The following is a 24,125-nucleotide window of genomic DNA, read 5'->3' as shown; positions in this document are numbered from 1 at the left end:
CCCGACGTGACGAAGACCTGCTCCGAACTCGTTGTCGCGATCGTCGGCATGGGGCCTCGCGGGCTGTCCGTGCTCGAACGTCTGCTGGTGCGGCTCGCGCGACGGCGGGGCCCCGCGGCGTCGATCTGGGTCTTCGACCCCGGGGAGCACGGCGCGGGCCGCATCTGGCGCACGGACCAGCCCGACTGGTTCCTGATGAACACCGCCGCCGGTGAGGTGAGCATGTACTCGGGCGATCGCGACGAGGGACCACCGAGAGCGGGTGCCGGGCCCTCGCTGCACGAGTGGCTCTCGGCGGGCGGAGCCGGTCCGCGGTGGACCGCGCTGGGGCAGAACGGTTACGCGCCGAGAGCGTGCTACGGGCGGTACCTGCGCGACGTGTTCGACAACCTCGTCGCGCACAAGCCGGACAACGTGGCCATCCACGCCGTGCGGTCACGGGTCGAGCGCGTGCAGCGGCACGGGGGCCGACTGCGCCTGGTCACCCGTGCGGGCCACGTCGTCCTCGCCGACAAGCTCGTGCTCACCACCGGGCACCCGGTCACCACCCCCGGACCGCGCGAGCGGGAGCTGCTCGACCACGCCGACAGCCGGCCGGGCGTGCGGTACGTCCGCGGCGATTCCGCCGCCGACCTGGACCTCGACCCGGTGAGGGCGGGCGAACCGGTCGGTGTCCTCGGGCTGGGGCTCACCTTCCTGGACGTCGTCGCGGCGCTCACCGCGGGCCGCGGTGGCCGGTTCGAGCCCGGCCCCGCCGGCGAGCTGCGCTACCGGCCGAGCGGCCGGGAGCCGCGCGTCTTCGCCGGTTCTCGCAGCGGCGTGCCGATCCTCGCCCGCGGGGTGAACCAGAAGGCTCCGGAGTACCGGTACGAAGCCAAGTTCCTGACCTGCGGCGCACTCGCGGAAGCCCGGCACCGGGCCCGCCGCGAAACCGGGTCCGCCCGGCTCGACTTCCGCCGTGACGTGCTGCCGCTGGTGCAACTGGAGGTCGAGCACGTCTACTACACCACCCTGATCCGGGACCACTCCGGCGACGAGGCCGCCCGCCGGTTCGCCCGCCTCCACCTGGCTGTCGCCGGGGGCAAGGCGGCCCATCTCGTCGACAAGGCACTGGTCGAGGCCGGCATCGCGCACGCGGCCACGATCGACCTGGAGCGGATCGCCCGGCCCTTCGCCGGTCGGCGGTACGCGGACCCGGCCGAGTTCCACCGGGACGTGCTCGACCTGCTCGGGCAGGACCTGGTGGAAGCTCTGCGGGGCAACGTGCACGGGCCGGTCAAGGCCGCGCTGGACATCCTCCGGGACCTCCGCGGCGCCGTCCGCGCGGCGGTCGACCACGGTGGCCTGCGGCCGCGGTCGCACCGCGAGGACTTCGTCGGCTGGTTCACCCCGATCAACGCGATGCTCTCCGCCGGTCCCCCGGCGATCAGGCTCGCCCAGGTCCGCGCGCTCATCGAGGCCGACGTGCTGCACCTGGTCGGGCCGGCCCTGCGGGTCGGCCTCGCGCCGGGCGGCTTCCTGCTCGATTCAGCCCAGGTCACCGGAGCCGGTCAGGTGGTCAGCACGCTGATCGACGCCCGCATCCCCCGCCCCTCGGTGCGGCAGGACGCTTCGCCGCTGACCCGGCAGCTGCTGGCCGACGGCCTGATCTCGGAGTACGTCAACGCCGGCTCGTTCGCCGACGAAGTCTTCACCACCGGAGCGATGGCCTCCACCCGGGCGCCGTTCCACGCCGTCGGCGCCGACGGACGGGTGAACCGTGACTTGTACGTGCTCGGCATCCCCACCGAGAACCTGCGGTGGTTCACGCAGATCGGCAACGGACGGCCGGGGCCGCTGAGCGCGTTCCACGCCGACGCGGACGCCGTCGCCGGTGACGTCCTGGACGGCGGGTGCACCGGGGTCGTGGCACTCGCGGCGAACGGGTCCGCCCACACCGGGGGGATCCGCGTCGACCGGCCGCTGACCTGCTCGGCGGGAGGCGACCGTGGCCGCCGGTGACACCGAGCGGTTCCGCGCGGCCCGGGACCTGTTGCTGGAGCTGCGCGAGGACCACGACGCCGCGTGCGCCCGGTTCCGGTGGCCGCGGTTCGAGACGTTCAACTGGGCACTCGACTGGTTCGACCCCATCGCACGGGACAGCGACCGGGAGGCGCTGCGCATCGTCGACGGCGGCTCGGTGGCGTCGACGACCTACGCGGAGCTGTCGGCGCGGTCCGGCCAGGCGGCCAACTGGCTGCGCGGCCGCGGGGTGGCGCGCGGCACCGGCGTCCTCGTCATGCTGGACAACCAACTCGCCACGTGGGAGGTCCTGCTGGCGGCGATGAAGCTCGGCGCGGTCGTCATCCCCACCTACACGACGATCTCCGCCACCGACCTGGCCGATCGCCTCGACCGGGGCGGTGTCACGCACGTCATCACCGACGGTGAGCTCGCCGACCGGTTCACGGGGATCGCGGACCGCCTGACCCGGATCGTCGTCGGGGAACCCGTCCCCGGCTGGGCTCCCTACCGCGACGCCTACGCCGAGCCGGCCGACTTCACCCCGCAGGGCACCACCCGCGCGGACGACCCGCTCTTCCTGTACTTCACCTCGGGAACGACATCGCGGCCCAAGTTGGCCCTGCACACGCACACCAGCTACCCGGTCGGTCACCTGTCCGGCATGTACTGGACCGGTGTGCGGCCCGGCGACCGGCACCTGAACATCTCCGCCCCCGGCTGGGCCAAGCACGCCTGGAGCAGCTTCTTCGCGCCGTTCAACGCGGAGGCGACCCTGCTGACGGTCAAGACCGGAACCGCGCCGGCGCCGACCGTGCTCGACGTCCTCACCTCCCAGCGGGCCACCACCGTCTGCGCACCGCCAACCGTGTGGCGGATGCTGCTGCAGGAGGACCTCGGCGCCCGTCCTGCCGCGCTGCGCGAAGCCGGCAGCGTCGGCGAACCGCTCAACCCCGAGGTGGTCGACCGCGTCCGGCGGGCTTGGGGGCTCACGGTCCGTGACGGCTACGGCCAGACCGAGACGACCGCGCAGATCGGGAACACCCCGGGTCTCGCCGTCCGGCCCGCTTCGATGGGCAAGCCGTTGCCCGGCTACCGGATCGTGTTGCTGGACCCGCTCACCGGCGAGCCCGGTGACGAGGGCGAGATCTGCGTCGACCTCGCCGACCGGCCGGTCGGGGTGATGCCCGGTTACGTCGACGCCCCGGAGAAGAACGCGCGGACGTTCGCAGGTGGTCGCTACCACACGGGTGACATCGCCCGGCGGGACGCCGACGGCTACTTCACCTACGTCGGGCGCGCTGACGACCTGTTCAAGTCCTACGACCACCCGGTCTCCCCGTTCGAGTTGGAGAGCGTGCTCCTGCGGCACGACGACGTCGCCGAGGTGGCGGTCGTCCCCGCGTCCGATCCGATCGGCCTGGTGGTCCCCAAAGCCTTCGTCACGCTGGCCGAGGGCTGCCCGTCGTCGGTGGCGGCGGCACGGTCGATCCTGCGGTACGCGCAGGAGCACCTGGCGCCGCACCAGTGGATCCGCCGGCTGGAGTTCCGCACGCTGCCGAAAACGACGTCCGGCAAGATCCGCCGGGCGGAGCTCCGGGCGGAGGAGCACAACGGCGGCGGTCCGCGTGAGTACCTCCTCGACGACCTGTCCGACCCGGCCCCACCGTCCGGGTGAACGCTGCGCGCGCAAACCCACGACGATTTCGACACATCGGCGACAAATCTGCCCGACCTCCCCCACCCCGGCCGTTCGACGCGACGCGCTCGATTCGACCACGAGCCGTTCCGCCCGAACGGCCTCGATCGGCGGGTTCCGCGCACCGGTCGCGCCCCTGCCGAACGAGCCGGAATCGGTTACGCTTCGACGTGCTCCCAACGGGGGAACGGATCCCGATCGAGGACCAGTCGCGATCGGGGGCTGTCTGGCAAGGAGCACCCTGATGCGTGCCGCCGTGATAACCGAGTTCTCGGCTCCGCTCGAACTGCGGGAGGTGCCGATCCCGGAGCCCGGGGCACACCAGGTCCTGGTTCGCATGGAGGCTTGCGGGATCTGCCACGTCGACGTCCGGATCGCCTGCGGTGACTGGCCGGACCGGCCGGCGCTGCCACTGATCTCGGGCCACGAAGGCGTCGGCATCGTCGAACGGGTGGGCACGGGTGTGGCCGCGAGCCGGGTCGGCCGGCGAGTGGCCCTGCCGTGGCTCTGCTGGGCCTGCGGGAGGTGCGGGTTCTGCCTGGCGGGCTGGAGGGTGCTGTGCCAGTCTCAGCAGAACATCGACTACCGGGTCGGCGGCGGCCACGCCGAGTACGCGGTCGCGGACGTTCGTTACGCCGTCCCCGTGCCCGAAGGCGTCCCCTCGCTCGAAGCGGCTCCGCTGACCTGTGCCGGGGTCACCGGCTACAAAGCCGTGCAGGCCGGCCAGGTCGGTCCCGCCGATCACGTCGCCGTGTTCGGCTTGGGCGGGCTCGGCCACCTGGCGCTCCAGTACGCGCGGCACGCGGGCGGCTTCGTCACCGCGGTCGACGTCGACGCGGACGAGTTGGACCACGCCCGGGAACTCGGCGCGGAGCAGGTGATCGACGCGCGCACCCGCGACCCGGCCGTGGTGATCCAGGCGGAGGGTGGCGCCGACATCGCGATCGCGCTCACGTCCGCGCCGAGCGCTTACGAACACGCGCTCCGCTCCCTCCGTCGCGGGGGCCGGCTGGTGTGCGTCCGCCTACCGGCACGCGGCATCCCGGACCCGATCTTCGACGCGGTGACCCGGGGCATCTCGGTGGTCGGCTCGGTCGTCGGTACCCGCGAGGACCTCACGGAGGTCTTCACGCTGCACGCCGCCGGCCACACCGTGGTGACGGTCGAACCGCGGGAGTTGGCGGAGATCAACAAAACCTTCGCCGACGTCCTGGCCAACAACACCCGAGCCCACCTGGTGATCAGGTACTGACCCGGCCCGGTCGGCGTTCGGCGGAGCACGGCGACTCGCGCCACCTCGACCGCAGACCCGCGGTGACGCGTGCCGACCGAGCTTCCGCACCCCCGCGGGCGCGTTGCGGCGCCGGCCGCGCCTGCCGCTTCCCGAGCTGACGGTTCCGCGACCATCCGCGAGCCCGCCGCGGACCGGTCGTCAAGGTGCGGCGGGGTGGTCGGGCGGTGGCGGCAGGGGTTCACGCGATCTCCACGTGAGTTCGGGCAGCGGACCGCCGGCGGTGTCGAGGTCTGCGCGGGCGGTTCGCACTCCCCCGCGAACCTCGCCCGGGCATCGCGCCGCGGCTGACGCATTCGTTCGGCGGTTGAACGGAAACCGCCTGATGACAAGATCCGGACCTACGCCGCCAACGCCAAGCGACTCGACGGGGAGCAGCACATGGTCAAGGCGATGCGCCGTGCCGTCCTCGCGGCGGCGCACATCACGGCCGCCACCGTCGTCGTCGGGTCGGACGGCACCGGGCGTACCGGACCGTGAAGGCGGCGGTGAACGCGCTGCGGTACCGACCACGGGCTCCCACGTCGTGGCGCAGCGCGCGGTTCTTCGAGCACGCCAACACGGGCGCGGGCGTCAACGCCAACCGGCCGCAGCTGACCTCCACCGCGGCGGTGAACCACACACCGCAGAAGTACCTTGCGGGTTCCGACGGAGGGACCCTGGTCGGGTGACAGTGCCACCAACGAAGGCGAAGGGGTAATCGTGCTGGGGAGAAGACTTGTCATCGGGGCCGCGGTCGCCGCGGTGTTATCCGGCGGTGTCGCGGTCGGGACGGCGTCCGCGGGAACGGTCGGGCTGGGGCTCGACTACACCTGTGGACCCGGGGTCGTCGTGCACGCCGACGTCACGGCCGTCGTGCCCGACGAGGGGATGGCCGGAGGGAACGTCCCGTACCTCGAATCCGCATACATCGACGTGGACGTGACGTTCGCCCTCGACCGCGCGCCGGCCGGCGTCCGGATCGACGGGGACAGCACCGCGTCGCTCGCGGCGACCCTCGTCGGCCCCGCCGGGACCACGGCGACCGCGGCCGCGCTGAGCTTCGCGCCGACCCTGCTCACCTCGTCCGGCGGGCCGGTGAAGGCCGCCGGCGGGTTCCCGCAGCTGGGCCTCTACCCGGCCGGGGACTACGCGATCCACCTGGGCGACCTCACGCTGTCCCTGCGGCCCGAGCGCGCGGACGGGACCCCTGCGGGCACCGCAACCACTGTGACCTGCCGGCACTCCGGCCCCAGCGACCTGCTGACCGTGGTCAAGTCCGAGTCGAGCATCATCGAGCACCCGGTGCGGCCGTCGCAGCTGCAGGTCACGGCCGTGACGCCGACCAGCGTCTCGCTGAGCTGGTACTCGACCTCGTGGTGGTTCCCCACGATCGGCTACGACGTGTTCCTGGACGGTGTGAAGGTCGCCTTCGTGACCGACAAGCAGGCGACGCTCACCGGGCTGAGCCCCGACACCCAGCACCGCGTCAAGGTCACCACCAAGGACTCGTACGGCTTCTCGTCCCCGAAGAGCCAGGGGCTGGTCTTCGCGACGCCACCGCGCGGCCGGTGATCGTGAATCCGCCTCGGGTCGGGCGGAGATCGACCTAGGACCCACCGCGCAGCCATCGCGGACCCGGGAGTCCTTCGCGGCCTCCCGGGTCGAGGCGCTCCTGGTCAAACCTGCGGCGGGTCGGGCCATGAGGCCGAACTTCCGACACCCCACAAGGATGTCCGACGATCCTCTTCGACCGCCGTACGCGGCAGGTCGGTCACCGGCACCGGTCGGACGTGCCGACGTTCGGGGTCGGGTTCGGCGTCCAGGTAGCGCCACGGGCCGCTGACAACCAGGTCAAAACATCAGTTCGGCTGCACGGCAGAGGCGGGGACGAACCCGCACGACCCCTTCCATACCTCGACGAGGTACCAATCGCCGCCTTCCACCGTGCCCCTGACCTTGAGGGGATGGGCGCCGTCTTCGAGTTTCGTACCTGCCGCCCCGATCCTGACCACCCGCGCGTCCGCAGCCGGCCGCTCCACAGGTACGGCGTATTGGTCAACAGCAGGCACGTTTTCCGACGCGACAGGCGTGATCACCGTCGGTTCGTGGCACGCCTCGAAGATCAAGCCGTCGCAGAACTCGTGGTGCTCGAGTTCGAACTTGCCGCCGCGCAACGTGTAGACGGAGTAGAGGCGTTCCCTGCTCACGGAGAGATCGGTGACGATGATCTCTTTTGAGCCGTCCTGCACCGGGCGCACCCGTGCGGTCGAGGTGCCCAGCAGTTCGAGCACCCGCACGTACTCGCCGGGCGAGACAGTGCGGTACACGGCGAACATGCACCCTCCTGACCCGCAGAACTCCATGGTCTCGTTGACGACGAAGAACTCCATCAGGCCGTCGTTGTCCAGATCATCGACACGAGTGATGTTCAGCTTGACCTCGCTGACGGGCAGACCGGCCGACTGCACGTCCTCGGTCATCCACTCGAAGAACTGGGCGCGTTGCTGCTCCGGGCTGCGCTTCTCCGCTTCCACCTGGCGAACGATCGCGGTGCCCACCACGACACCGACGACCAGAACCAGCGCGCACCACAGCGCGGCGAGCTGGCGCAGGTAGCGGACGTGCCTGCGCCACAACGCGTCGAATCCCACGTCCAGCACGACGGCGGCGACCCGCACGAGGTCGCGGCGGGTGAGCTTGCGAGCGCCTCGCATGTCGAGCCACAGCGGTTCGTCGACGTGGTCGAGGGCGGGCGGCAGTCCGGTTCCTCGGTGGGGTCGTCGCCCGTCGCGATGATGGCCAGGCGTTTCAGGTCGTGGTTGGCGAGGAAGTGCGCCACCTCGAGGTTCACGTAGTGCGATCGCGCGGACGCCGGAGAAGCCAGCAGGATCATCGCGGGCGCCTCGTCGATGGCGGCTCCCAGTCGATCCGCGAGTGGACCCGACACGGCCATCTCGTCGTCGTCGCGGAACACCGGACGCAGGCGCCGACCGGGTGGTCCCGCCGGGTCGGCGGCGCGCCGGGCGTGGCGTGGCACGACGAACCTCTCCAGCCGGCGATGTAGCACAGCCGCTCGCTGCCGATCGGACCACGAGTACGACAGGAATGCCCAGAACCGCATGAATTCCCACCCTTCGCCAGGATGTACCTCGCAGTTGTGCCCGATGGCGTTACCACTTGGAATCGCTTGACCGTCAAGGTAGGAGCCGGGCTCTTGCCGGCTGCGGGCGAGATGGGTTTCTCCGACTACCGCGCATTCAACGCCCAGCCGTGGTCATCGGCCCGGCCCTTCCTCCGTGCCGGTCCGGCTGATTGATCGCACGATCAGCGGGACGTCGCTCGTTCCACTGTCCGACAGCGGTCGACCAGGCATTGCGAGTCACGTCAACGTGGTCCGCATTCGCTCCGCCCGTCGAGATAGGGCTGGAGCATGTCGGCGTCGAGGGTCGGCGACTCGGGCATCGACGGCAGTATGTCGACGCCGTCGGCCGTGATCGTCACCGATCCGTCGCGGCACCGGCAGCCTTGGTGGTGTCCGTGTTCCAGGTAGAAGCGGCCTTGGTCCGTCATGGCGGCCGTCCAGCGTTTGTTCGCCTTGGTCAGCCACCGGAGCACCCTCCGGCCGAAAGTCGATCTGTCCGGCGTGGGGCCGGTACGTGTGGTGCGTGTGCCGTAGGCGTGGGTCACGGCTCGGTCCGTGTCGTCCCGAGAGGTTCTGATGGTTGAGGGGTCCAGCAGGTGGGAAGCGGTCTCAAACCCGTGACGGTTCATAAAGCCCGCAGAATCACGAGACACTAGCATCGATCATGATGCGTACAAGCGTGCGATTGTACGCTCACGGAAGCGACGCAATTGCAGGCCGGACCACTTCCACTGTCCGTCCGAACTCGACCAACGCGAAGTAACTGCAACCTATCGCCACTTCTCGGGAATGACCTGAAGTTGGCCCTCCAGACTCCACCCCGGCGGCCTCTCGCTCGGGTCAGCCCACTTGGCGCCCGAGGCGAGCCAGGTCGCCCGATACTTAAGAACTGACTCCCTCGTTGAATCCTCGTAACCAAATTCGACGCCACAGCATTCACATATGTCGAATGTAGACGTCGAGCCGTCCTCACCCCAGGGAGGCTCTTCTCGGAGCAGACCGCATACGCGGCATCGGTACAACTCATTGGGCATTATAATAGTCCCGGGTTCGCAGGGTACTCATGATACACCGGATTCGGAACGAGTAAGGTTTTTGACCCACCATCTCGCGTCACGACACCGAAGTAGTCGATTTTAGGATCGTACATCACGATCTCGCCGTCGTTCCGCTACTTCACCTTCCTCCCGGCAATATACAAGTTGAACCAGCCGTGAGCCTTGATGCCGTACTGCAAACTGTTTTTGACCGTAGGCTTAGCGGTCCCGAACGGAGCGCGGGTCTGCCAGACGTTCGCGGTATCCCGCTCGTCGACGGCGGGATGACCGGGATAGGAGTTCCTAGAGACCCGGCCCGCCGTACGGGCCGTCGCTGCGCTGCTCGTCGCCGCCCTGCGTGGGCCCGCGGTACGGGCCGGGAGAACCGTCGGCCGTCGGTCTCGTGTACAGCACCACGGTCGGTGCGTCGCTCACGCCCGCTCCGGCCGGCACCGTCGGCTGACTCGCCGGCCCGTCCGATGTGCTCCGGCGGCGCTTCACGATCAGTGCCAGTGCGCCCAGGCCGGCGGCGACCAGCAGCCCGCCCAGGATGAACGGCAGCGAACCGCTGCCCCCGTCGCTGCCCGCTTCCAGGGCGGGTTGTGGCGCTGCGGCTGCGCTGATCTCCCGTTCGGGAGTCTCGTCCACCGCCGTCGTCGCGGTGGTCGAAGGCGGAGTCTCGGTCGGCGCGGCCACGACGGCCAAGGTCAGCTCCACGCTCGCCGTGTCACCTGCGGAGCCCTGCACGGTTGCGCGAGTGGGGCGGTAGCCGTCCAGAGCCGCGTCGACCGTGATCTGCCCCGCGGCGATCGGCTTGCCGGCGCCCGACTTGATCGAGAACCGGCCGTTCTGGTCACTCGTCGTGCGGAACTCGTGCCCGGCGCTGTCCACGACGGTCAGCGCCACGCCGCCGATCGCCTTGCCACTGGCGTCGCGGACCCAACCCGACACCCCATCCACCTCGGACGACGGCTGGTCCGCATCGGGTTGCGTCGCGCCCGCGCCGTGGATGTAGACCATCTTGTAGTCGGCGCTGTTCTGCTCACCGAGCCGCACGGCGACCGAGATGTTGACACCGAGGGTCTCGCCCGCGCTCACCTCGGGCGCGACGACGGTGGCCTGGAAGTCCTGGCTCTGGCCAGGTTTGAGGTTCGGCTCCGCCCGACAGCCGGTGGTGCACTTCAGGCCGCCACCGACCACCACGATGGCTGTGTCCGCCTTGCTCCCGTTGTTCGTGACGCGGAACTGGACTTGAACCTGGTCGCCGGGCTTCACGTTCTCGGCTGACACGCTCAGGATGCTGACGGGTACCGGGGCGCCTGCCGCGGGGGTTGCGGACACCCCGAACGTCCCCCCGATCAGGGCGATCAACACGGCAGCCCAGGCCCATCGGACTCGTGAGCGCATCGTCACTCCTACCACCTTCTCCACGAGCAGGCGACATCGGCCGATGACACCGCAGGACACTATGCACCAACGCCGTCCCACCGATATGTGGACGGGTGGCAGGACCACGTGGAGACGTTGGCCGCTCGCTACCAGCACGGCGTCCACTTGGGCGCGTCCGGCCACAAGGCCAAGGCGATCCGCTCGCTCACCGGTTTGGCAACCGACTGCACGCGCGTGCTGGCATGACACACGAGATCACGAAGATGACCCAGCTCGCTCTCGACTACTGGCGCGCTTCCGTCGACTGACACCTGCGACTTCCCGCCAAACGGTCGGAGCCGGAGCGGCCGGATCCGTCATCTCGGAACGTCCTGTGGCTCGCCCCACCCGCGCGGGCGACCTTGTGGAGAACAAGCCGGCACTGGGGTGAACGAGCGCCGCCGCTTGGCCACGCGACTCCCACCTGCCGTCGACCTGCTCCTCAACGCATCCTGCTCGCCAGCCGTCCTGGCTCGTTCAGCATCGACATGAACAGTGCGGAGGTGCCTGCTGACACGGCGAGGCGTCCGGACCCGCGTCCGGACGCCTCGCCGTGTCAGCAGGTCACAGGTCGGCGAAGCACGCCTGTGGCGACCAACCCCGGGTGCCGTCGTTGGCGATCAGCCGGACCCAGCCGTTGCCGTTCGACACGCCGCACGCGGTGTACCGGCGACCGAGGTCGTAACCCTCGTAGCAGCGGACCACATCACCCGCTTGGACGGTGCCGATGACCCGAAAGCTATCCCAGCCGCTGTAGACGTTCGCGCCGTACGTCGCGACCATGTAGCCGTTGGGGCAGTGCGCCAAGGCGGCCGGCGTGACGGAGGAACCGCTGTCCACGGCCGAAACCGCGCGGTCCGCCACCGTCGACCACCCGGCCGACGGGCCCGCCGCGGCGCTCGCGGGGGCGGCCGCGGAGATCCCGGCGACCACCGCGAGGAACAGCATCACCAGCGTCCGGGTCAGGACGTTCATCTTCCTCATCGTGCCCCTCTCGTTGCCCTCTGTCGGGGTGCCGCCCGTGGTCCGGGCGACCGGGAGTCATCGTCGAGGGCCTTTCGTGTGAATTACCCGCGATTTCCCACAATGCGCTGGTCAGGGGCGGTATGTGTGCGGCTGCCTGCTACGCCTTGGTCTCGAAGCGCCCGTCACGGCACCAGTGCCGCGACCGGCCGCACCAGCGGCGAGTTGGTGATCTCTCGACCAAAAACGGCCATCTTCTGTGACACTTTGACGTGCCAAGTCCACTGACCCCGCGAGAAGGGACCATCTGTGTCCGGAATGCTCAGCAGGCGTAGGGCACTCGCCCTCGGTGGTGGCGTCGCGCTCGGCGCCCTGGCCGCCGGTGCGGGAACAGCCACCGCGGCGACCGGATGGATCCGGCTGCCGATCATCACGGCCAACATCGGCCGCGACAACCTGGGCGCGCGCGAGGCGGCGATCGACGCCGTCCGCAACGCGGACCCCCTCGTGCGGCCGCTGGTCGGCTGGCAGGAGATCAACGAGGGCGACACCGGTGAGCCCGCGATGATCGACCACTACTTCGGCCCGCTGTACAACAACGCGTTCCTGCGTCACGACACGTCGTTCCGGGTCCCGATCTCGATCCCGCAGCCGTGGCAGGTGGCGAGTTCGAGGACGACGTTCGTGCACGGTGGCATCAGCGGGGTGACGCCGCCCCGCTGGATCAACGAGGTCGTGGTGCGTCACCAGAACCACCCCGCGCTCGAGTTCGCGCTGATCAACTCGCACTACATCGCCAACGCCTACAACGGTGACCAGCGCACCGACCTGCGCGACGAGTGGAACAAGCACAAGAACATCCACGCCGAGCGCGTGCTCGCCCACCACCAAGCGGGTCGCCTGGTCTTCTGGACCGCGGACACCAACAACCCGAACTACTTCAAGGCAACCAGCCTGGACGCCGAGCGCCGGTGCTTCAGCACCGGAATCGACCGCATCAACTGGCTGGCCGGCGACGGCACCGTCCAGGAGCAGTTCATCGACACCAAGACGGTGGACATGCGGGTGGACGGCCACGACGCCCGGGTCGCGGTCTTCCAGGTCCGCCTGCCCTGACACGAACGCGTGCCGGGCGGGTGTCGCCCCCGCCCGGCACGCGTTCGTCTTCGGGCACATGCACGCAGGTTCGAACACCTCACCCCGGTTGCGGGACGAGACGGCGGACGCCATGGAGATCAGGGCGTCCGCCGTGGACTCAGCGGCGGACGCAGACGGTGGTGGTGCCGTCGCCGTTCCAGTCCCCGACAACCGGGATGTCACCGCCCACGCCGTAGCGGAAGCGGTGGGTGGCGTCGCCCGCGGAGTTGGCGTTACGCAGGTAGGAGTGGTCGGTGCTGGGGTGGTAGACGCCGATGGTGTCGGAGCCTGTGCCGCTCGAAATGTCATCGCCGCCGGCAGAGCGAGGGCGCCGTCGTCTTCGGGAGCATGGCCGGTGATCGTGTCCCTGCTATACAAGGTGACCCGGAAGCGGCTGTCCGTCCCGGCGTCGCTGCAACGCAGCCAAGCGGCGGAGGACGCTGAACTGCTCGTGCTGCGCCACGAGAACGCCGTACTCCGTCGGCAACTCGCCGGTCCAGTCCGCTACGTGCCCGCGGACCGCCCTGGTTCGCTGCCCTGTCCGCACTGGTGAATCGCCGCCGGTGGCGAGAGGTCTTCCCGGTCACGCAGGGCACCCTGCTCGCCTGGCACCGCAAACTCATAACCCACAAGTGGGACTACGCCGCGCGCCGACGCACCGGACGCCCACCAACCTCTGAATCCCGGGCGACCGACTGCGGTGACCCATTAACCGAGATGACCCGCTCACGTCACGCCACGGTCCTGCCACCGGTGCGCGACACGAGGTCACGACGGCGCGCCGTCACCACGTCAGGTCGGGCACGAGGGCGGCCACGCGGTCCAGGTCCTCGTCGTCGAGCGGCCTCAGGTGGGCGAGTGCGTTTCGCGTGTCCCGCAGGCAGAACAGCAGCTCCCTGTCGGAGCGGGACAGCCTGACCCGGGAGGTGGACACCGCCCACGCCATCGCGCCGAGTTCCAAGGTGACGCGACCGCCCCCCTCCTCGACGCCGGGTGCTCCGCTGCGGAACTCCCGGCCCAGCTCGGCGAGGATGGCTGTGCTCGCCCTTGAGCGGACCGTCTGCTCGAGCCGTGCCCGCCAGCTGTCGACGAGCGGCATCAGCGCCCGGTTCTGCCCCCTCCACACGAGGTTGTCCAGGTCGACCGCGGAGCCGATCGCCCCGCGCACCGCAGGACTGATCCGGAGCTGCCCGTCCCAGAGTTCCAGGGCACCGGCGTTCCACGCGGGCCTCAGCTCCTCGGCCGGTCGCCCGCCACCCCCGCGCCGTCGCCGGGCGGCGTCCGGCGCGAGATCGTCCTGCGCGTGCGCGAAAGCGGCGATCCGCTCGCGGAGCGTGCTCCGGCGACCGTCCCACGACGACGCCAGCCCCTCCGCGAGCAGAAGGTCGGGACCGGCCACCTCGACGATCACCTCCACCGCCACGAGTTCCCGCACGTCGATCCGATGCGAGTGCCCCCGCGGTGCGACCCGGGGTCGGGTTGCCGCGGTGACCACCGCCGTGTCGAGCCGGTCGCACGCGCTCCACCACCAGTGCACCCTGGTCGTCACCGGGTCGACCTTGTCGAGCAGGCGGGACGGCAGGTCACTCGGCCTGGCCGCGACAAGCACCCTCGTGCGGTCCTCAGGTGGCACACCGTGTTCTTTCGAGGAAGCGGTCAGCCTGGTGAACACCGAGGCGACGTCGTCCGCGTCGTGCTCCGCCCAGGCCCGCACGACGACAACCTTCCGCCGCAGCCAGTCCGACGACGTCAGCACGGCGAGCGGGTCGCCGACCTCGTCGGACGGGTCCTTGAACGCGAGCAGCAGGCGTTCCGCCACGGAGGACGTGCTCTCCACGGTCGTGACCGGGGCCGTGTCGATCGACTCGTTCCAGTCGAACACCCCGGACGTGCTGTGCGCCCAAGCAGGCAGCGTGTCGTCGGCGGCCCCCGCGACGCGGGCGCCCACGTGCTGCCCATTCGTCTTGCGCACCTCCGGCGGGGGCACCCGCACGCTGTCGAGCTGGAGTTCGAGCAGGTCGACGAGCGAGTCCGCGGCGCCGCGGCCGACCAGGTCGTCCGGCAGGAGCCAGATGCAGCTCCACCCGCCGTCCAGGTCTTCCGACAGCACGTCCAGATGCCGGCGGGGCCCCGGGAGCGACCCGAGGTCCCAGCGACCGCTCTTCACGACTTCCCGCGGACTGTGGCGATGCAGCGGTGCACCACCCTGTCGAGCACGACGCCATCCGGGCCCTCGTCGAGCACCCCAAGGTCGACCAGGTCGTCCAGCAGGTCGATGGCACTCCCCAGGTCGAGTTCGAGCATCGCGGCCACGTCGACCGTCGACACCGCCTCGCCCAAGTCCAGGTAGTCGACCCACGATCCAATCCGGGTGATGAGCGTCCCGCCGACGCCGGCCCGGTCGAGGAAGCCCCGCGCCCACTCGATGTCCGCGGACGACTGCACCACCCGTTCCAGAGCCTGGGCCTGGGTCGCACCGCGCATGACCACCCAGGCGATGACCTCCTCCACCAGCTCCGTCCACCCACCGGTCGCCTCGATCAGCCGCACGCGCGAGTCCAGCACGTCGAACGGGCACTCCGGCCAGCTGCGCAGGCTGCTCGCCGTCCACCTGGCGGGCCGAACCACCTCGGCCGGCACCGCCGCGCCCACCTCCCGCGCGATCGAGGGCTTGACCAGCAGGACGGAGGCCAACCGGTCCTTGGTCAGCCGGTCCTTGACCTGCAGGACCTCCGCCACGGTTCCGTCACGCAGGTCCGCTACCACGACGGTCGGCCTCTTGCGGCGCACGGCCGCCGTCACGGCCTTCGCGATGTCGACCGCCGAAGCGTGCACCTCAACCCGGCTGCCCCGCATCTCCGCGTAGTCCTTCAGCGCCGCCGGCACGCGGGCGACGCCGAGGGCTTCGGTGCCGGTGACCACGGACACCGCCCCGTCCGCAGCGAGGTCGAACAGCTGGCCGTCGGTGAGCGGGCTGCGTCGCTGGATCCCCTGCGCGCTGAGCAGCAGCCTGCGCGCGTCCCGCGGGTTGTACTCGTAGGGCAGGTCGAACGCCGTCTCGCGGAGTTCCAGCTCCAGGCTCGCCTTGGTGCCCAGCATGTTCACCACGTTGGGGCTCCGCACCGCGTACCTGCTCTGGCCGGACAGCCGGATCAGCAGGCCGAGGCCGACCATCTCGTCGAGGTAGATGCTGACCTGCGACGCGGTGAGGTCCTCGAACCCTGCCAGCCAGTGCTCGCGCGCCTCCTGGAGGAGCTGCTCGGGACCGTAGTCGGTGCTGAACCTGTCCTTCAGGCTCAGCAGGGCGATGACGAGCGTGAGGACGCGGTACCGGTCCTCGAGGTTAATCGTGATCCGGAGACGTTCGGCGATGCGGGCACGCACCCGGTCGCTGCCGGCCACCGCCTCGACATCGCTCTCTCTGATGGGCACCGGCAACGCCTGAGCGTGTGAGACGCGGTTGTGCAGCGTCCGCACGAGCTCCTCGCAGAAGATCTGGATGAGGCTGGCCTGGTAGTTGGTCGCTGAAAGGAGGCGCCAGACGAGCTCCGGCCGCTCGAAGCTGTACCCCAGCGCGGCCAGTGGCGCCACCACGAGCCTGCGCGCGTCGACCTGGTCCAGGGGGCCGACCAGGATGTCCGGCCCACCGTGGACCAGCGGCACGTTGGACAGGTGCCCGAAGCGCTGCACCTGGTGGAGGCCGGCGAACACGACCTTGAACCGCCGGTCCGTCGATTCCATCAGCTCCTTCAGGCGCAGCACGTTGGGGAAGTGCGCCACACCGCCCGCCGTCGGCATCCCGCGGGAATCCGCAGTCAGGAAGGCATCGGCCTCGTCGGCCAGCAGAAGCAGCCGGCGGCCGTGGTGCTGGTCGAGCCACGTCCGGACCTGGTTCACCACGACGTCGGCGGGGGCGTCCTGGGAAACCCGGTCGGAGAGCACGCCCGCCTTCTTGAGTTCCAGCACGAGCTCGCGCCAGATCCGGCTGGCCGGCTCCGCCTCCCCGATACCCCGGCCCTTCAGGTCGATGTAGACGGCGAACCGGTACTCGCCGTCGTTGAACGTCGCCTCGACGCGACGCAGCAGCGCCGACTTGCCGAGCTGGCGCCCGCCGTAGATGAACAGCCCACCGTTGGGGTCGATGACCTCCGCCATCTCCCGGACCCGGCCGACGAACACCTCCGGCGGTACCAGCCCCGCCACGAAGGGGGTGTAGGGGTTCAGGGCCGTCCACGGCAACGTGATGCGCTGGGTGGCACGCCACGAGCCGGGCGCGTTCGCCGCCACCCAGCCGATGACCGCGGGGTCGATGACCAAGGCCTGGACTGGGCTGCGGGTGGCTTCCGCGGCCAGACCCTGCCTGGTCTGCAGGTCCATCACGTGGAGGTACAGGACGACGTTGGCGCGTCCGGTGTCCTCCGGGCCGAGCACATCGAGCACCGACCGACGCCCACGGTGCTCCTCCACCACCACCGTCACGGTGTAGTTGCTCGCGGCCGACCCCAGCGTCGAGATGTACGAGCCGTCGGACGGGGTGCCCTGCACCCTGAACTTGCGGAAGCCGCGCCGGGCACCACGGTTGATCTCCTGCGGACGGTTCGCGGCTTGGAGCCCGAGGGTCCGAAGGATGTCCCGAACGGCGTTCGCCCATCGGTCCCCGCTTGCACCGTCGTGGTTCTTCAACGATTCCCACGCCTGGAGACCCGTGCTCGCGAGTGAGGTGAGCGCTGCCCCGTTCGCCGCCAGCTCGGCCCACTCGAGTGCTTCGACGGGCATGCGCCCGTGCTCGTGAGCGAACATCCCGGCGAAGCTTTTGACGTCTCCGGCCGCCTCCTCCACCTGCTCGGGCAGGGCCTTGCCGGCTCGGACGAACGCGATGAACTCCGACGCGGTGACGGTGTCGCCGTCACCGAGCAGCGAGACGATCCGATCGTGGTCCGCAGCCCGCACCGGCAAGGTCGCGATCTCGTTCCGCAGGTCCTCGACCCGCGAACGGTGCTTCGCGTCCAGCTCTTCGGCGAGCCGCGCCAGGCTCGCCGACGCCTCGTCGAACGCGCCGTCGTCCACGGTGGCCAGCGCTTCCAGCCGTCCCGCAACGGCGGTCTCGTCCTCAGGGTCCAGGAGGTTCTGGGTGCGGATGCGCGCGAAGAGGTCGCGTGCCCTGTTGAGGGCGGCGTTGTGGAGTTTCGTGCACGACCGGGTGGCGCCCTCCACGATGTCGCGGAGTGGACCCGCCGGCTGGTCGACCGCCCAGAAACCCTCCTCCACCAGCTCGACCACCCGGCGCGCGCTGCGCAGGTCGCCGCGCTCGGAGTAGGCGGAGACGGCCCGTTCGAGGTCCGGCTCGCGGGTCAGCTCGGCCAGCACCACTGGAGTCCGCATGTCCTCCGGGTTGGGCCGACCCCAGGCGTCCCTGGGTAGGTCCGGCAGCACCAGCAGGACGTCGGGACTCGGCTCGGCCAGGCTGAACGCGGCCTCACCGCCGCCCACGGCGGCGTAGCCGGCCCGGATGGTTTCGCCGGGCCGCTGCAACCACCGGCGGAACAGCGCCATGGCGACACCGGACATGCCCGACGGCAGCTCGGCGGATTCGACGTCCGCCAACGCCTGGGACAGCCGGGTCGCGACGGCCTGGTCCTCCGACTGGGTGGCGGTCAACCGCCTGCTCACCAAGTCGGCTTCGCGCAGGATCGTCCGCACCTCTTCGATCGCGCGCACCAACGTCCGGAGCGCGGTGGCCACTATGGGCTCCCTCGCCTGCTTCGGAGTTCGCATGGCGGCGTCGGCGGACTCGATCATTGCGTCGATCGCGCCCGGGGCGTTCATCGCCGACAACGCGGCGCCCACGGCATGGCCATCCGCGAGGCCGTCCGACCACTTGGCCACCACGTCGAGGGCGGTGGCCAGCGGCTGGTCGGTGAACATCAACCGCTGCAACACTCTGGTCGCCCGCTGGTAGGTGTTCTTGCGACGGGGCAGCTCCTCGGCCAGCTCGCGGGCTCGACGACCGAGTTCCACGCGTGCCTCGTGGGCGTCGTCCTCGAGCAGGAGCCCGCCCAGGACATCGTCGATGCGAAAACCACGGCGGACCGCGTCGATCGTCGTGTCGATCAGGGTCGCCCAGCGGGTCGACAGCACCAGTTCGGGCCGCAGCTGGGTGAGCATCGGGTGGCCCCAGCCGGCGATCAGCCCAGCGCGTAGCGCGGCCGTGGTCGCAAGCGCGGCGGCGTCGGCGTCACCGGCCAGTTCCTGCGCGTCCAGCTCGAGGGCTGCCAGGACGGCGGTGGCGTCGGTGTTGTTGTTGATCGCGTACGCGGCCACCGCGAACCGCAGCACGGCGCCGCGCCGGTTGGGCTCGCCGGACATCGCGGTCACCCAGTAGGCCTCTACGAGCCTGCCGCTGCCCGCCAACTCCACCGCCAGCGGCGGTTGGCCCTCCTCCCAGGGGAACCCGATGGCGAGTTCGTCGCTGTCCTGGGAAGTTGCCGTCTCCTCAGTGCTCGCCACCTCCTTCAGCGGTGGGTTCACAGCTTCGTCGCGCATCGACACCGCTGTCGGCTCCTCGTGCGACGCGGCAGTCGGCGCCACCGGCAACGCGGGCTCGGCGGTGGCGGCAGTAACAGTGGTCTCGGTGTCGGTGTCGGTCGGTGGCATATCGGCGGCGACCCGCAACCGCTCGATGTCGGCCTCCACCGCCCGCGCCGCCGCCCGCAAGGACTCGCGGGCGTTGTCGGGCACGGATTTGGCGAGCTCCTCGAGCTCACCGAGCTGCTTCCGCAGTTCGGCGATGCGCGCGACAGCAGCTCGCTGCTCGGCGACCAGCCGGGTCGCCTCCTCTTCCTCTTTTAGGCGCGCCAACACCTCGACGCGGAACTCGGCCAGCGAGGCGCCGGCACTGTCGAAGTCGGAGATCCCGGCCTTCCCGATCAGCCCGGCGAGCGAGTCGAAGAAGGCTCTGCGCTGCTCGCGGTACTCGGTCAACGACCTGTCGAGCTCGTGATCCGGTTCGGTACCGCGGACGGTGGCGTCGACGGCGCACCGGAGAAGCTCGGCCAACCCCGCGGCACGATCGCGCAGGGATTCGAGGGCCTCCTCCAGGGCGTCCAACTCGGCCAGGCGCGGTTCGGCGGTCATGTCCGGAACGATCACACCCGGAACGTTCCCGTTCGCACGCGCCGCGGTGTCGCCCTGGGGAGCTTCGGACGGGTGCTCGTAAACCTCGGCGAACGCCGCGGTAGGTGACCGTCCCGCGTCCTTGAGAGCCGCCTCGAGATCGCTCCGATGACGTGTCGCCAGGGCTGTCACCGGCACGTCTCCCAGAAGCAGGCCGAACAGCGCCAACCGACCGAGGGGATTGCCCAGGGCGACCAACATCCGGCGCAGCTGGTCCAGGTCCGGGTCGCCGACCACGTCCGGCGTGAACTTGCAGTGCGTGGTCAGCACCCGGGTCGCGATCGACAGCGCACTGACGGCGAGGTGCGCCAACTGGTGCGACGACATCTTGACCGCGTGCGCCCGAGCGGCCCGTACCTCGCGTCGGACAGGCGGCCGGGCATCTCTGGCCGGAGGGGGCATCTGAGCGGCGACCCGCAGCTGGTCGCACACCGCGAGCAGGACGCTGAAGTCCGGGTCATTGAGCGCCGTCAGCCACTTGCGCAGCTCGGCAGGAAGGTCGGCGGTCACGGAACGAAGTCTTACCCCATCATCCGAACTACACGAAGGAGTGAAACAGGTCGCCACTCCGGCATGAGTCGCAGTCTCACCCGAATGGCGCAAAGAAGGCGTCTGAGTGCACATTTTTGCGGTTTCGGCGAGGCGTCAGCGCGACATGGAATCGTGAGCGATAAGTAATCCAAAGGTGACACCTTTCCTGCGGGCGGCACCGGCCGGGCGACGCTATCGGCGAATGCGCCCGGCCAGCGGCCCCTTCGCCCCTCCGGCGACGTACTCCTGCGGCGCGGTCTTTGCGACGCGGCACGGTCAGCGCGGGACATCAGGATCTGTCTCAGTGAGCTTGTCGAGATCGCCGAGCCGCCGTTGGACGCGTTCGGCGTCCGCGTCACGGCCTTGTTCCCAATACAGCTCAAGCGCCTCCGCCAGACCGTACGGGCCAGATCGCGCTGTCCGAAGACGGCGCAAGGGTGACCGAGGCCGTCGAGAGTTTCGGCGGTGTCGGTAATATTACCGAGGGCGCGGAACAAGATAAGAGCTTGCTGGTAATTGTCGATGACCTGGTGATGGCGCCCAGTTTGGTGATCGACATTACGCCTGCCGATAACTCCATTTATGCAGGCTGAGGCCATGCGTAGCTTGAAGGGCTGAGGTCTTGTGGATGCGGCCGCAGGTCCACAGCGCTGGCCGCAGACGCGGCATGATGACCGACTGTGCCGCTCCGACTGGCCTACTTGAATGCGACCAACGCGTTCACGCTGCTACGCCTGTTACCAATGAATGATCGGGACGAGGACGTGGAAATCCTGGCGCTGCGGCACCAAATCACGATCCTGGAGCGCCAACGCCACCCCGCCGCACGGTTCGTGTTCACCGGAACCGACGGCGGCTTCCACCGCCGATCCAACTTCCGCCGCCGCGTCCGGCTACCCGCCCTGCGCGGCGACACCGCCACCGACCGACCACGCATCAACCCCGTGCACTTCCACGACCTACGCCACACCCACAAGACCTGGCTTATCGAGGACCGCGCCCCGAAGTCCTGCAACACAAAAGGATCGGCCAGCCCGTGGTCGACGTAATGCTCGCCGCACTCCAACACCACTGGGAGCAAACGGGGAGCACGAACCCATGACCACCTTCACAAATACGGTTGCAGTCAAGATCGTTTGCTCCCCCACTGCTCCCTCAAACGATCAACGGCCTGCAGAAAGCGATTGCCCGCAGGCCACTGACCAGCTAAAATACACCGTGGGCGATACTGGGATCGAACCAGTGACCCTTTCGGTGTGAATGAAGCCAGAATAACGTCCCAACCAGCGGAAACAAAATCTCCGCAGCAAATACACGACTATCGGGAGCCGTTGGATGCGGCTCTGCGTTGTTGAACGCGTCCGATGGCTCCCATTCTGCTCCCACTGCCCGCTCCCACGTGTTCGCCGGAGCCCCCCGGAACTGCCGCCCGATGCGACAACCGCGGCCCGTGGGCACGACGCCAGGCAACCTCGACTAACTGCTCAACAAGCCGGTCTCGAACGTGTCACGATTCTCGACGCCGTGCGCAACGGCGACTGGCGGTCGGGTGCGGACTCCACCGGTCAGGTGAAGTGCCGGTCGTCGATCCGGTCATTCGGCCCTGGAGCTTCGCACGTTCCGCTACCCTCCCGTGACGTTGAGTCGCGAACATCCCGGGGGATGATGACCGATCCTGAGCGGATCTTGAGCGGGTACGAAGGCAAGCTCGCCGAGGCGCAGCGCAAGAGCGACGCGATCCGGGAAGCCCTGACCGGCCTGCGGGTGACCGAGCGCAGCTCCGACGGGCAGATCACCGTCACGATCAACGAGGCGGGCAACCTCGTGGACCTCCAGTTGGGCAGCTCCTTGCAGCGCAAGGACGGCGCGGCCGTGGGGCAGGAGGTGCTGCGGGTCGTACAGGCCGCGCAGTCCCGTGTCGCCGCAGCGGTGCAGGAGGTGATGGCGCCGGTGTTGGGCGGTGACTCGGAGGCGATGCACTTCATGGTGGACAAGCTGCGCAGCGCCCAGCCGCCGCCTCCGCCCACATACGTGCCCGGCCACGGTGGGTGGGGCACCAGACCGCGACCCTTGGGCGCGATCGAGGACGACGTCCCACCACCCGGGCCTCGGGCGCCGCAGCCACCGCCGCGACGTCGCGCGCCGCAGGACGATGAGGACTTCGGCGATCGCGGGTTCCTGCGTTGACCTACCGCATCAGCCCCGAGGAGATGGACGCCCACGCCAAGAAGTTGGAGGACGTGGGACAGCGGGTGAACACGGCGCTGGACGCGGGTGACGCCGCGTCGAACCCCGAGGCGTTCGGGCTGCTCGGCATTCCACTCATGGGCGTGTGCGCCGCCGCCCAGCACATGGCGATGAACGCACTGCGCGAAGCCTCCGATGCGGCCCTCGACCACGTCAAGCGCGTCCGCAGCTGGCGCGAGGACGTGCAGAACAACGAGGACGACCAGACCGCCTTGTTCGACGGGATCCACAACCGATGACCGCACCTGAGGCACGCCCCGCGCCGGCACCCGCGAAGAACCCGCTGGTTCGCGAGGGGAAGGGCGCCGCAGCCACCGAAGGCGCCGGGCTGTTCCACGATGCCACCGAGGCGGTGACCGGCTTCGCCGACGGCAACTGGGCCGAAGGACTGCTCAACGTCGCGAGCGCGGCCGGCAGCGTCGGGACCTGCTCAGAGACGCCGTCAAGACCGACACCGCGGCCTGGGAAGGTGCCGACTCCGTGCGCTACCGGGCCTTCGGCGACGACCGCGCCGACACCTACGGCGCGGTGGCCCTGGCGGCGCGCGGCATGTCGTTGTTGATCACCACTTGTCGGACGATCCTCAAGGTCGTGCGCGACATCGTGCGCGACCTGATCTCGGAAGCCATCGGCAAGCTCATCAGCATCTGCCTGCGATGGGCGCCTGCCGTCGCGGCGCTCGGAGCCGGGATCGCGGGTGCCATCGCGGAATGCGTGCCGACCGCCGTCAAGTACGCCAACAAAGCATTGGACTGGTGTCGCAAGCTGACCAAGGCCTTCGGCAAGGCGTCGGCGCTGTTCGGCAAGCTCGACCGGATCCTCGGTAACGCCCAGGCCGCGCTGGCCAAGCGCGGCGACGACTTCGTCACCGTCCTCAAGCGAGGCGCCGACGCCGACATCGCCCGCCACATGGCCGACTTCTCGTGGGGCGCGATGGCCAAGGACGCGTGGACGGGGGCCAAGCAGTCGGTCGTCGACGGCGTGACCGGGTTGCCGACGGACATCGGGCCGAAGGTGGTCGGCGAGTTCCGCAAGGAAGGAGCGAAGATCATCGACAACGGCGGGTGGAAGACGTGGCGGGAGTTGCAGGAGCAAGAGGAGAAGGAGGCGGGAGGCAGGTGAAGGTCCTCCACCGCCTCGTCGCGTTCGTGCTGCTGCCCGTCGTGGGCTACTTGGTCGGGGCAACGATCTTCTTCGCGTTCTGGGACAGGATCGAGGTCGGCGACCCCGACGGGTCCGGCTACGCCGCCGTCGCCCAGTCCTGTGAACGCCGAGGCCCGGTGTCCTACAAGGGCTTCGGCTACTGGTACACGTGCGCGGCGAAGGTGACGCAGCGGGCCCCGTCTCCAGCGCCAGGCCATCGACACTCTGGGCAACGCCCTCAGTCCGACGAGCGGCCGACGGGACGACCTGCTTGGCGCAGCAGCTGTCCGCTGACGTTGCCGTCACCGTTGCCGTCAGACACCCCGGAAGCCCCGACGGAATAAAGACTCC

Annotated in this window: 20 protein-coding genes; 14 read left to right on the top strand and 6 right to left on the bottom strand. The window is 69.5% G+C overall.

Annotated elements, in window-relative coordinates:
- Positions 1-6: 6 nt before the first annotated feature.
- From ABTZ99_RS12020 to ABTZ99_RS12000, 5 genes are all read left to right on the top strand, one after another.
- Positions 7-2,001 (top strand): FAD/NAD(P)-binding protein, encoded by a 1,995-nt coding sequence (locus ABTZ99_RS12020; protein WP_499610777.1) that lies wholly within the window; start codon positions 7-9, stop codon positions 1,999-2,001.
- Positions 1,988-3,679 carry an AMP-binding protein gene (locus ABTZ99_RS12015; protein ID WP_499610775.1) on the top strand — a complete coding sequence of 564 codons (1,692 nt, stop codon included), beginning with the start codon at positions 1,988-1,990 and terminating at the stop codon, positions 3,677-3,679. The genes ABTZ99_RS12020 and ABTZ99_RS12015 overlap by 14 nt, the downstream gene beginning before the upstream one ends.
- A gap of 265 nt (positions 3,680-3,944) precedes the next feature.
- Positions 3,945-4,952, top strand: coding sequence for a zinc-dependent alcohol dehydrogenase (locus ABTZ99_RS12010; RefSeq protein ID WP_499610772.1), 1,008 nt, complete (start codon positions 3,945-3,947; stop codon positions 4,950-4,952).
- 527 nt (positions 4,953-5,479) lie between these two features.
- Positions 5,480-5,662: a hypothetical protein gene (locus tag ABTZ99_RS12005; RefSeq protein WP_498786296.1), complete on the top strand. Its 183-nt coding sequence runs from the start codon at positions 5,480-5,482 to the stop codon at positions 5,660-5,662.
- A 31-nt stretch (positions 5,663-5,693) separates the two neighbouring features.
- Entirely contained in the window at positions 5,694-6,545 is an 852-nt protein-coding gene (locus ABTZ99_RS12000) for a fibronectin type III domain-containing protein (protein ID WP_498786295.1), read from the top strand.
- 287 nt (positions 6,546-6,832) lie between these two features.
- Here the strand turns inward: ABTZ99_RS12000 and ABTZ99_RS11995 are convergent, their stop codons facing one another.
- The 3 genes from ABTZ99_RS11995 to ABTZ99_RS11985 form a co-directional block, all read right to left on the bottom strand.
- Positions 6,833-7,687 (bottom strand): hypothetical protein, encoded by an 855-nt coding sequence (locus ABTZ99_RS11995; RefSeq protein ID WP_499610768.1) that lies wholly within the window; start codon positions 7,685-7,687, stop codon positions 6,833-6,835.
- Between the two features lie 670 nt (positions 7,688-8,357).
- Complete coding sequence (locus ABTZ99_RS11990; protein ID WP_499610765.1) at positions 8,358-8,660, bottom strand: hypothetical protein; 303 nt, start codon at positions 8,658-8,660, stop codon at positions 8,358-8,360.
- Positions 8,661-9,455: 795 nt separating this feature from the next.
- Entirely contained in the window at positions 9,456-10,523 is a 1,068-nt protein-coding gene (locus ABTZ99_RS11985) for a carboxypeptidase-like regulatory domain-containing protein (protein ID WP_499610762.1), read from the bottom strand.
- Positions 10,524-10,646: 123 nt separating this feature from the next.
- Here ABTZ99_RS11985 and ABTZ99_RS11980 point away from each other — a divergent pair, with 123 nt between their 5' ends.
- Positions 10,647-10,787, top strand: a complete 141-nt coding sequence (locus ABTZ99_RS11980) for a hypothetical protein (RefSeq protein ID WP_499610759.1) — start codon at positions 10,647-10,649, stop codon at positions 10,785-10,787.
- A gap of 357 nt (positions 10,788-11,144) precedes the next feature.
- Here the strand turns inward: ABTZ99_RS11980 and ABTZ99_RS11975 are convergent, their stop codons facing one another.
- Positions 11,145-11,555, bottom strand: a complete 411-nt coding sequence (locus ABTZ99_RS11975) for an SH3 domain-containing protein (RefSeq protein ID WP_499610756.1) — start codon at positions 11,553-11,555, stop codon at positions 11,145-11,147.
- A gap of 306 nt (positions 11,556-11,861) precedes the next feature.
- Between ABTZ99_RS11975 and ABTZ99_RS11970 the strand changes: the two genes are divergently transcribed.
- Both ABTZ99_RS11970 and ABTZ99_RS11965 read left to right on the top strand, forming a co-directional pair.
- Positions 11,862-12,659 (top strand): hypothetical protein, encoded by a 798-nt coding sequence (locus ABTZ99_RS11970; RefSeq protein WP_499610815.1) that lies wholly within the window; start codon positions 11,862-11,864, stop codon positions 12,657-12,659.
- 400 nt (positions 12,660-13,059) lie between these two features.
- Positions 13,060-13,233: an integrase gene (locus ABTZ99_RS11965; protein WP_499610753.1), complete on the top strand. Its 174-nt coding sequence runs from the start codon at positions 13,060-13,062 to the stop codon at positions 13,231-13,233.
- A 231-nt stretch (positions 13,234-13,464) separates the two neighbouring features.
- Here ABTZ99_RS11965 and ABTZ99_RS11960 read toward each other — a convergent pair whose 3' ends face one another.
- Positions 13,465-14,790, bottom strand: coding sequence for a hypothetical protein (locus tag ABTZ99_RS11960; RefSeq protein ID WP_499610750.1), 1,326 nt, complete (start codon positions 14,788-14,790; stop codon positions 13,465-13,467).
- A 53-nt stretch (positions 14,791-14,843) separates the two neighbouring features.
- Positions 14,844-20,363 carry a hypothetical protein gene (locus tag ABTZ99_RS11955; protein ID WP_499610747.1) on the bottom strand — a complete coding sequence of 1,840 codons (5,520 nt, stop codon included), beginning with the start codon at positions 20,361-20,363 and terminating at the stop codon, positions 14,844-14,846.
- Between the two features lie 458 nt (positions 20,364-20,821).
- On the opposite strand from ABTZ99_RS11955, the gene ABTZ99_RS11950 reads away from it, so the two are divergent.
- The 6 genes from ABTZ99_RS11950 (at position 20,822) to ABTZ99_RS11925 (ending at position 24,118) form a co-directional block, all read left to right on the top strand.
- Entirely contained in the window at positions 20,822-20,977 is a 156-nt protein-coding gene (locus tag ABTZ99_RS11950) for a hypothetical protein (protein WP_499610744.1), read from the top strand.
- 87 nt (positions 20,978-21,064) lie between these two features.
- Complete coding sequence (locus ABTZ99_RS11945) at positions 21,065-21,433, top strand: hypothetical protein (protein WP_499610741.1); 369 nt, start codon at positions 21,065-21,067, stop codon at positions 21,431-21,433.
- A gap of 613 nt (positions 21,434-22,046) precedes the next feature.
- A complete protein-coding gene (locus ABTZ99_RS11940) occupies positions 22,047-22,571 on the top strand; it encodes a YbaB/EbfC family nucleoid-associated protein (RefSeq protein ID WP_499610738.1) in 525 nt (174 codons plus the stop codon).
- Positions 22,568-22,870, top strand: a complete 303-nt coding sequence (locus ABTZ99_RS11935) for a hypothetical protein (RefSeq protein ID WP_499610735.1) — start codon at positions 22,568-22,570, stop codon at positions 22,868-22,870. Before ABTZ99_RS11940 ends, ABTZ99_RS11935 begins: the two co-directional genes overlap by 4 nt.
- 241 nt (positions 22,871-23,111) lie before the next feature.
- Positions 23,112-23,753: a hypothetical protein gene (locus tag ABTZ99_RS11930; RefSeq protein ID WP_499610732.1), complete on the top strand. Its 642-nt coding sequence runs from the start codon at positions 23,112-23,114 to the stop codon at positions 23,751-23,753.
- Positions 23,696-24,118, top strand: a complete 423-nt coding sequence (locus ABTZ99_RS11925) for a DUF6346 domain-containing protein (RefSeq protein WP_499610729.1) — start codon at positions 23,696-23,698, stop codon at positions 24,116-24,118. Before ABTZ99_RS11930 ends, ABTZ99_RS11925 begins: the two co-directional genes overlap by 58 nt.
- Positions 24,119-24,125 lie beyond the last annotated feature (7 nt).

Origin of the sequence: Actinosynnema sp. NPDC002837 (genome assembly GCF_040295345.1) — a bacterium.
Taxonomy (GTDB): Bacteria; Actinomycetota; Actinomycetes; order Mycobacteriales; family Pseudonocardiaceae; genus Actinosynnema.
This window is presented reverse-complemented; position numbering and strand designations above follow the sequence as displayed.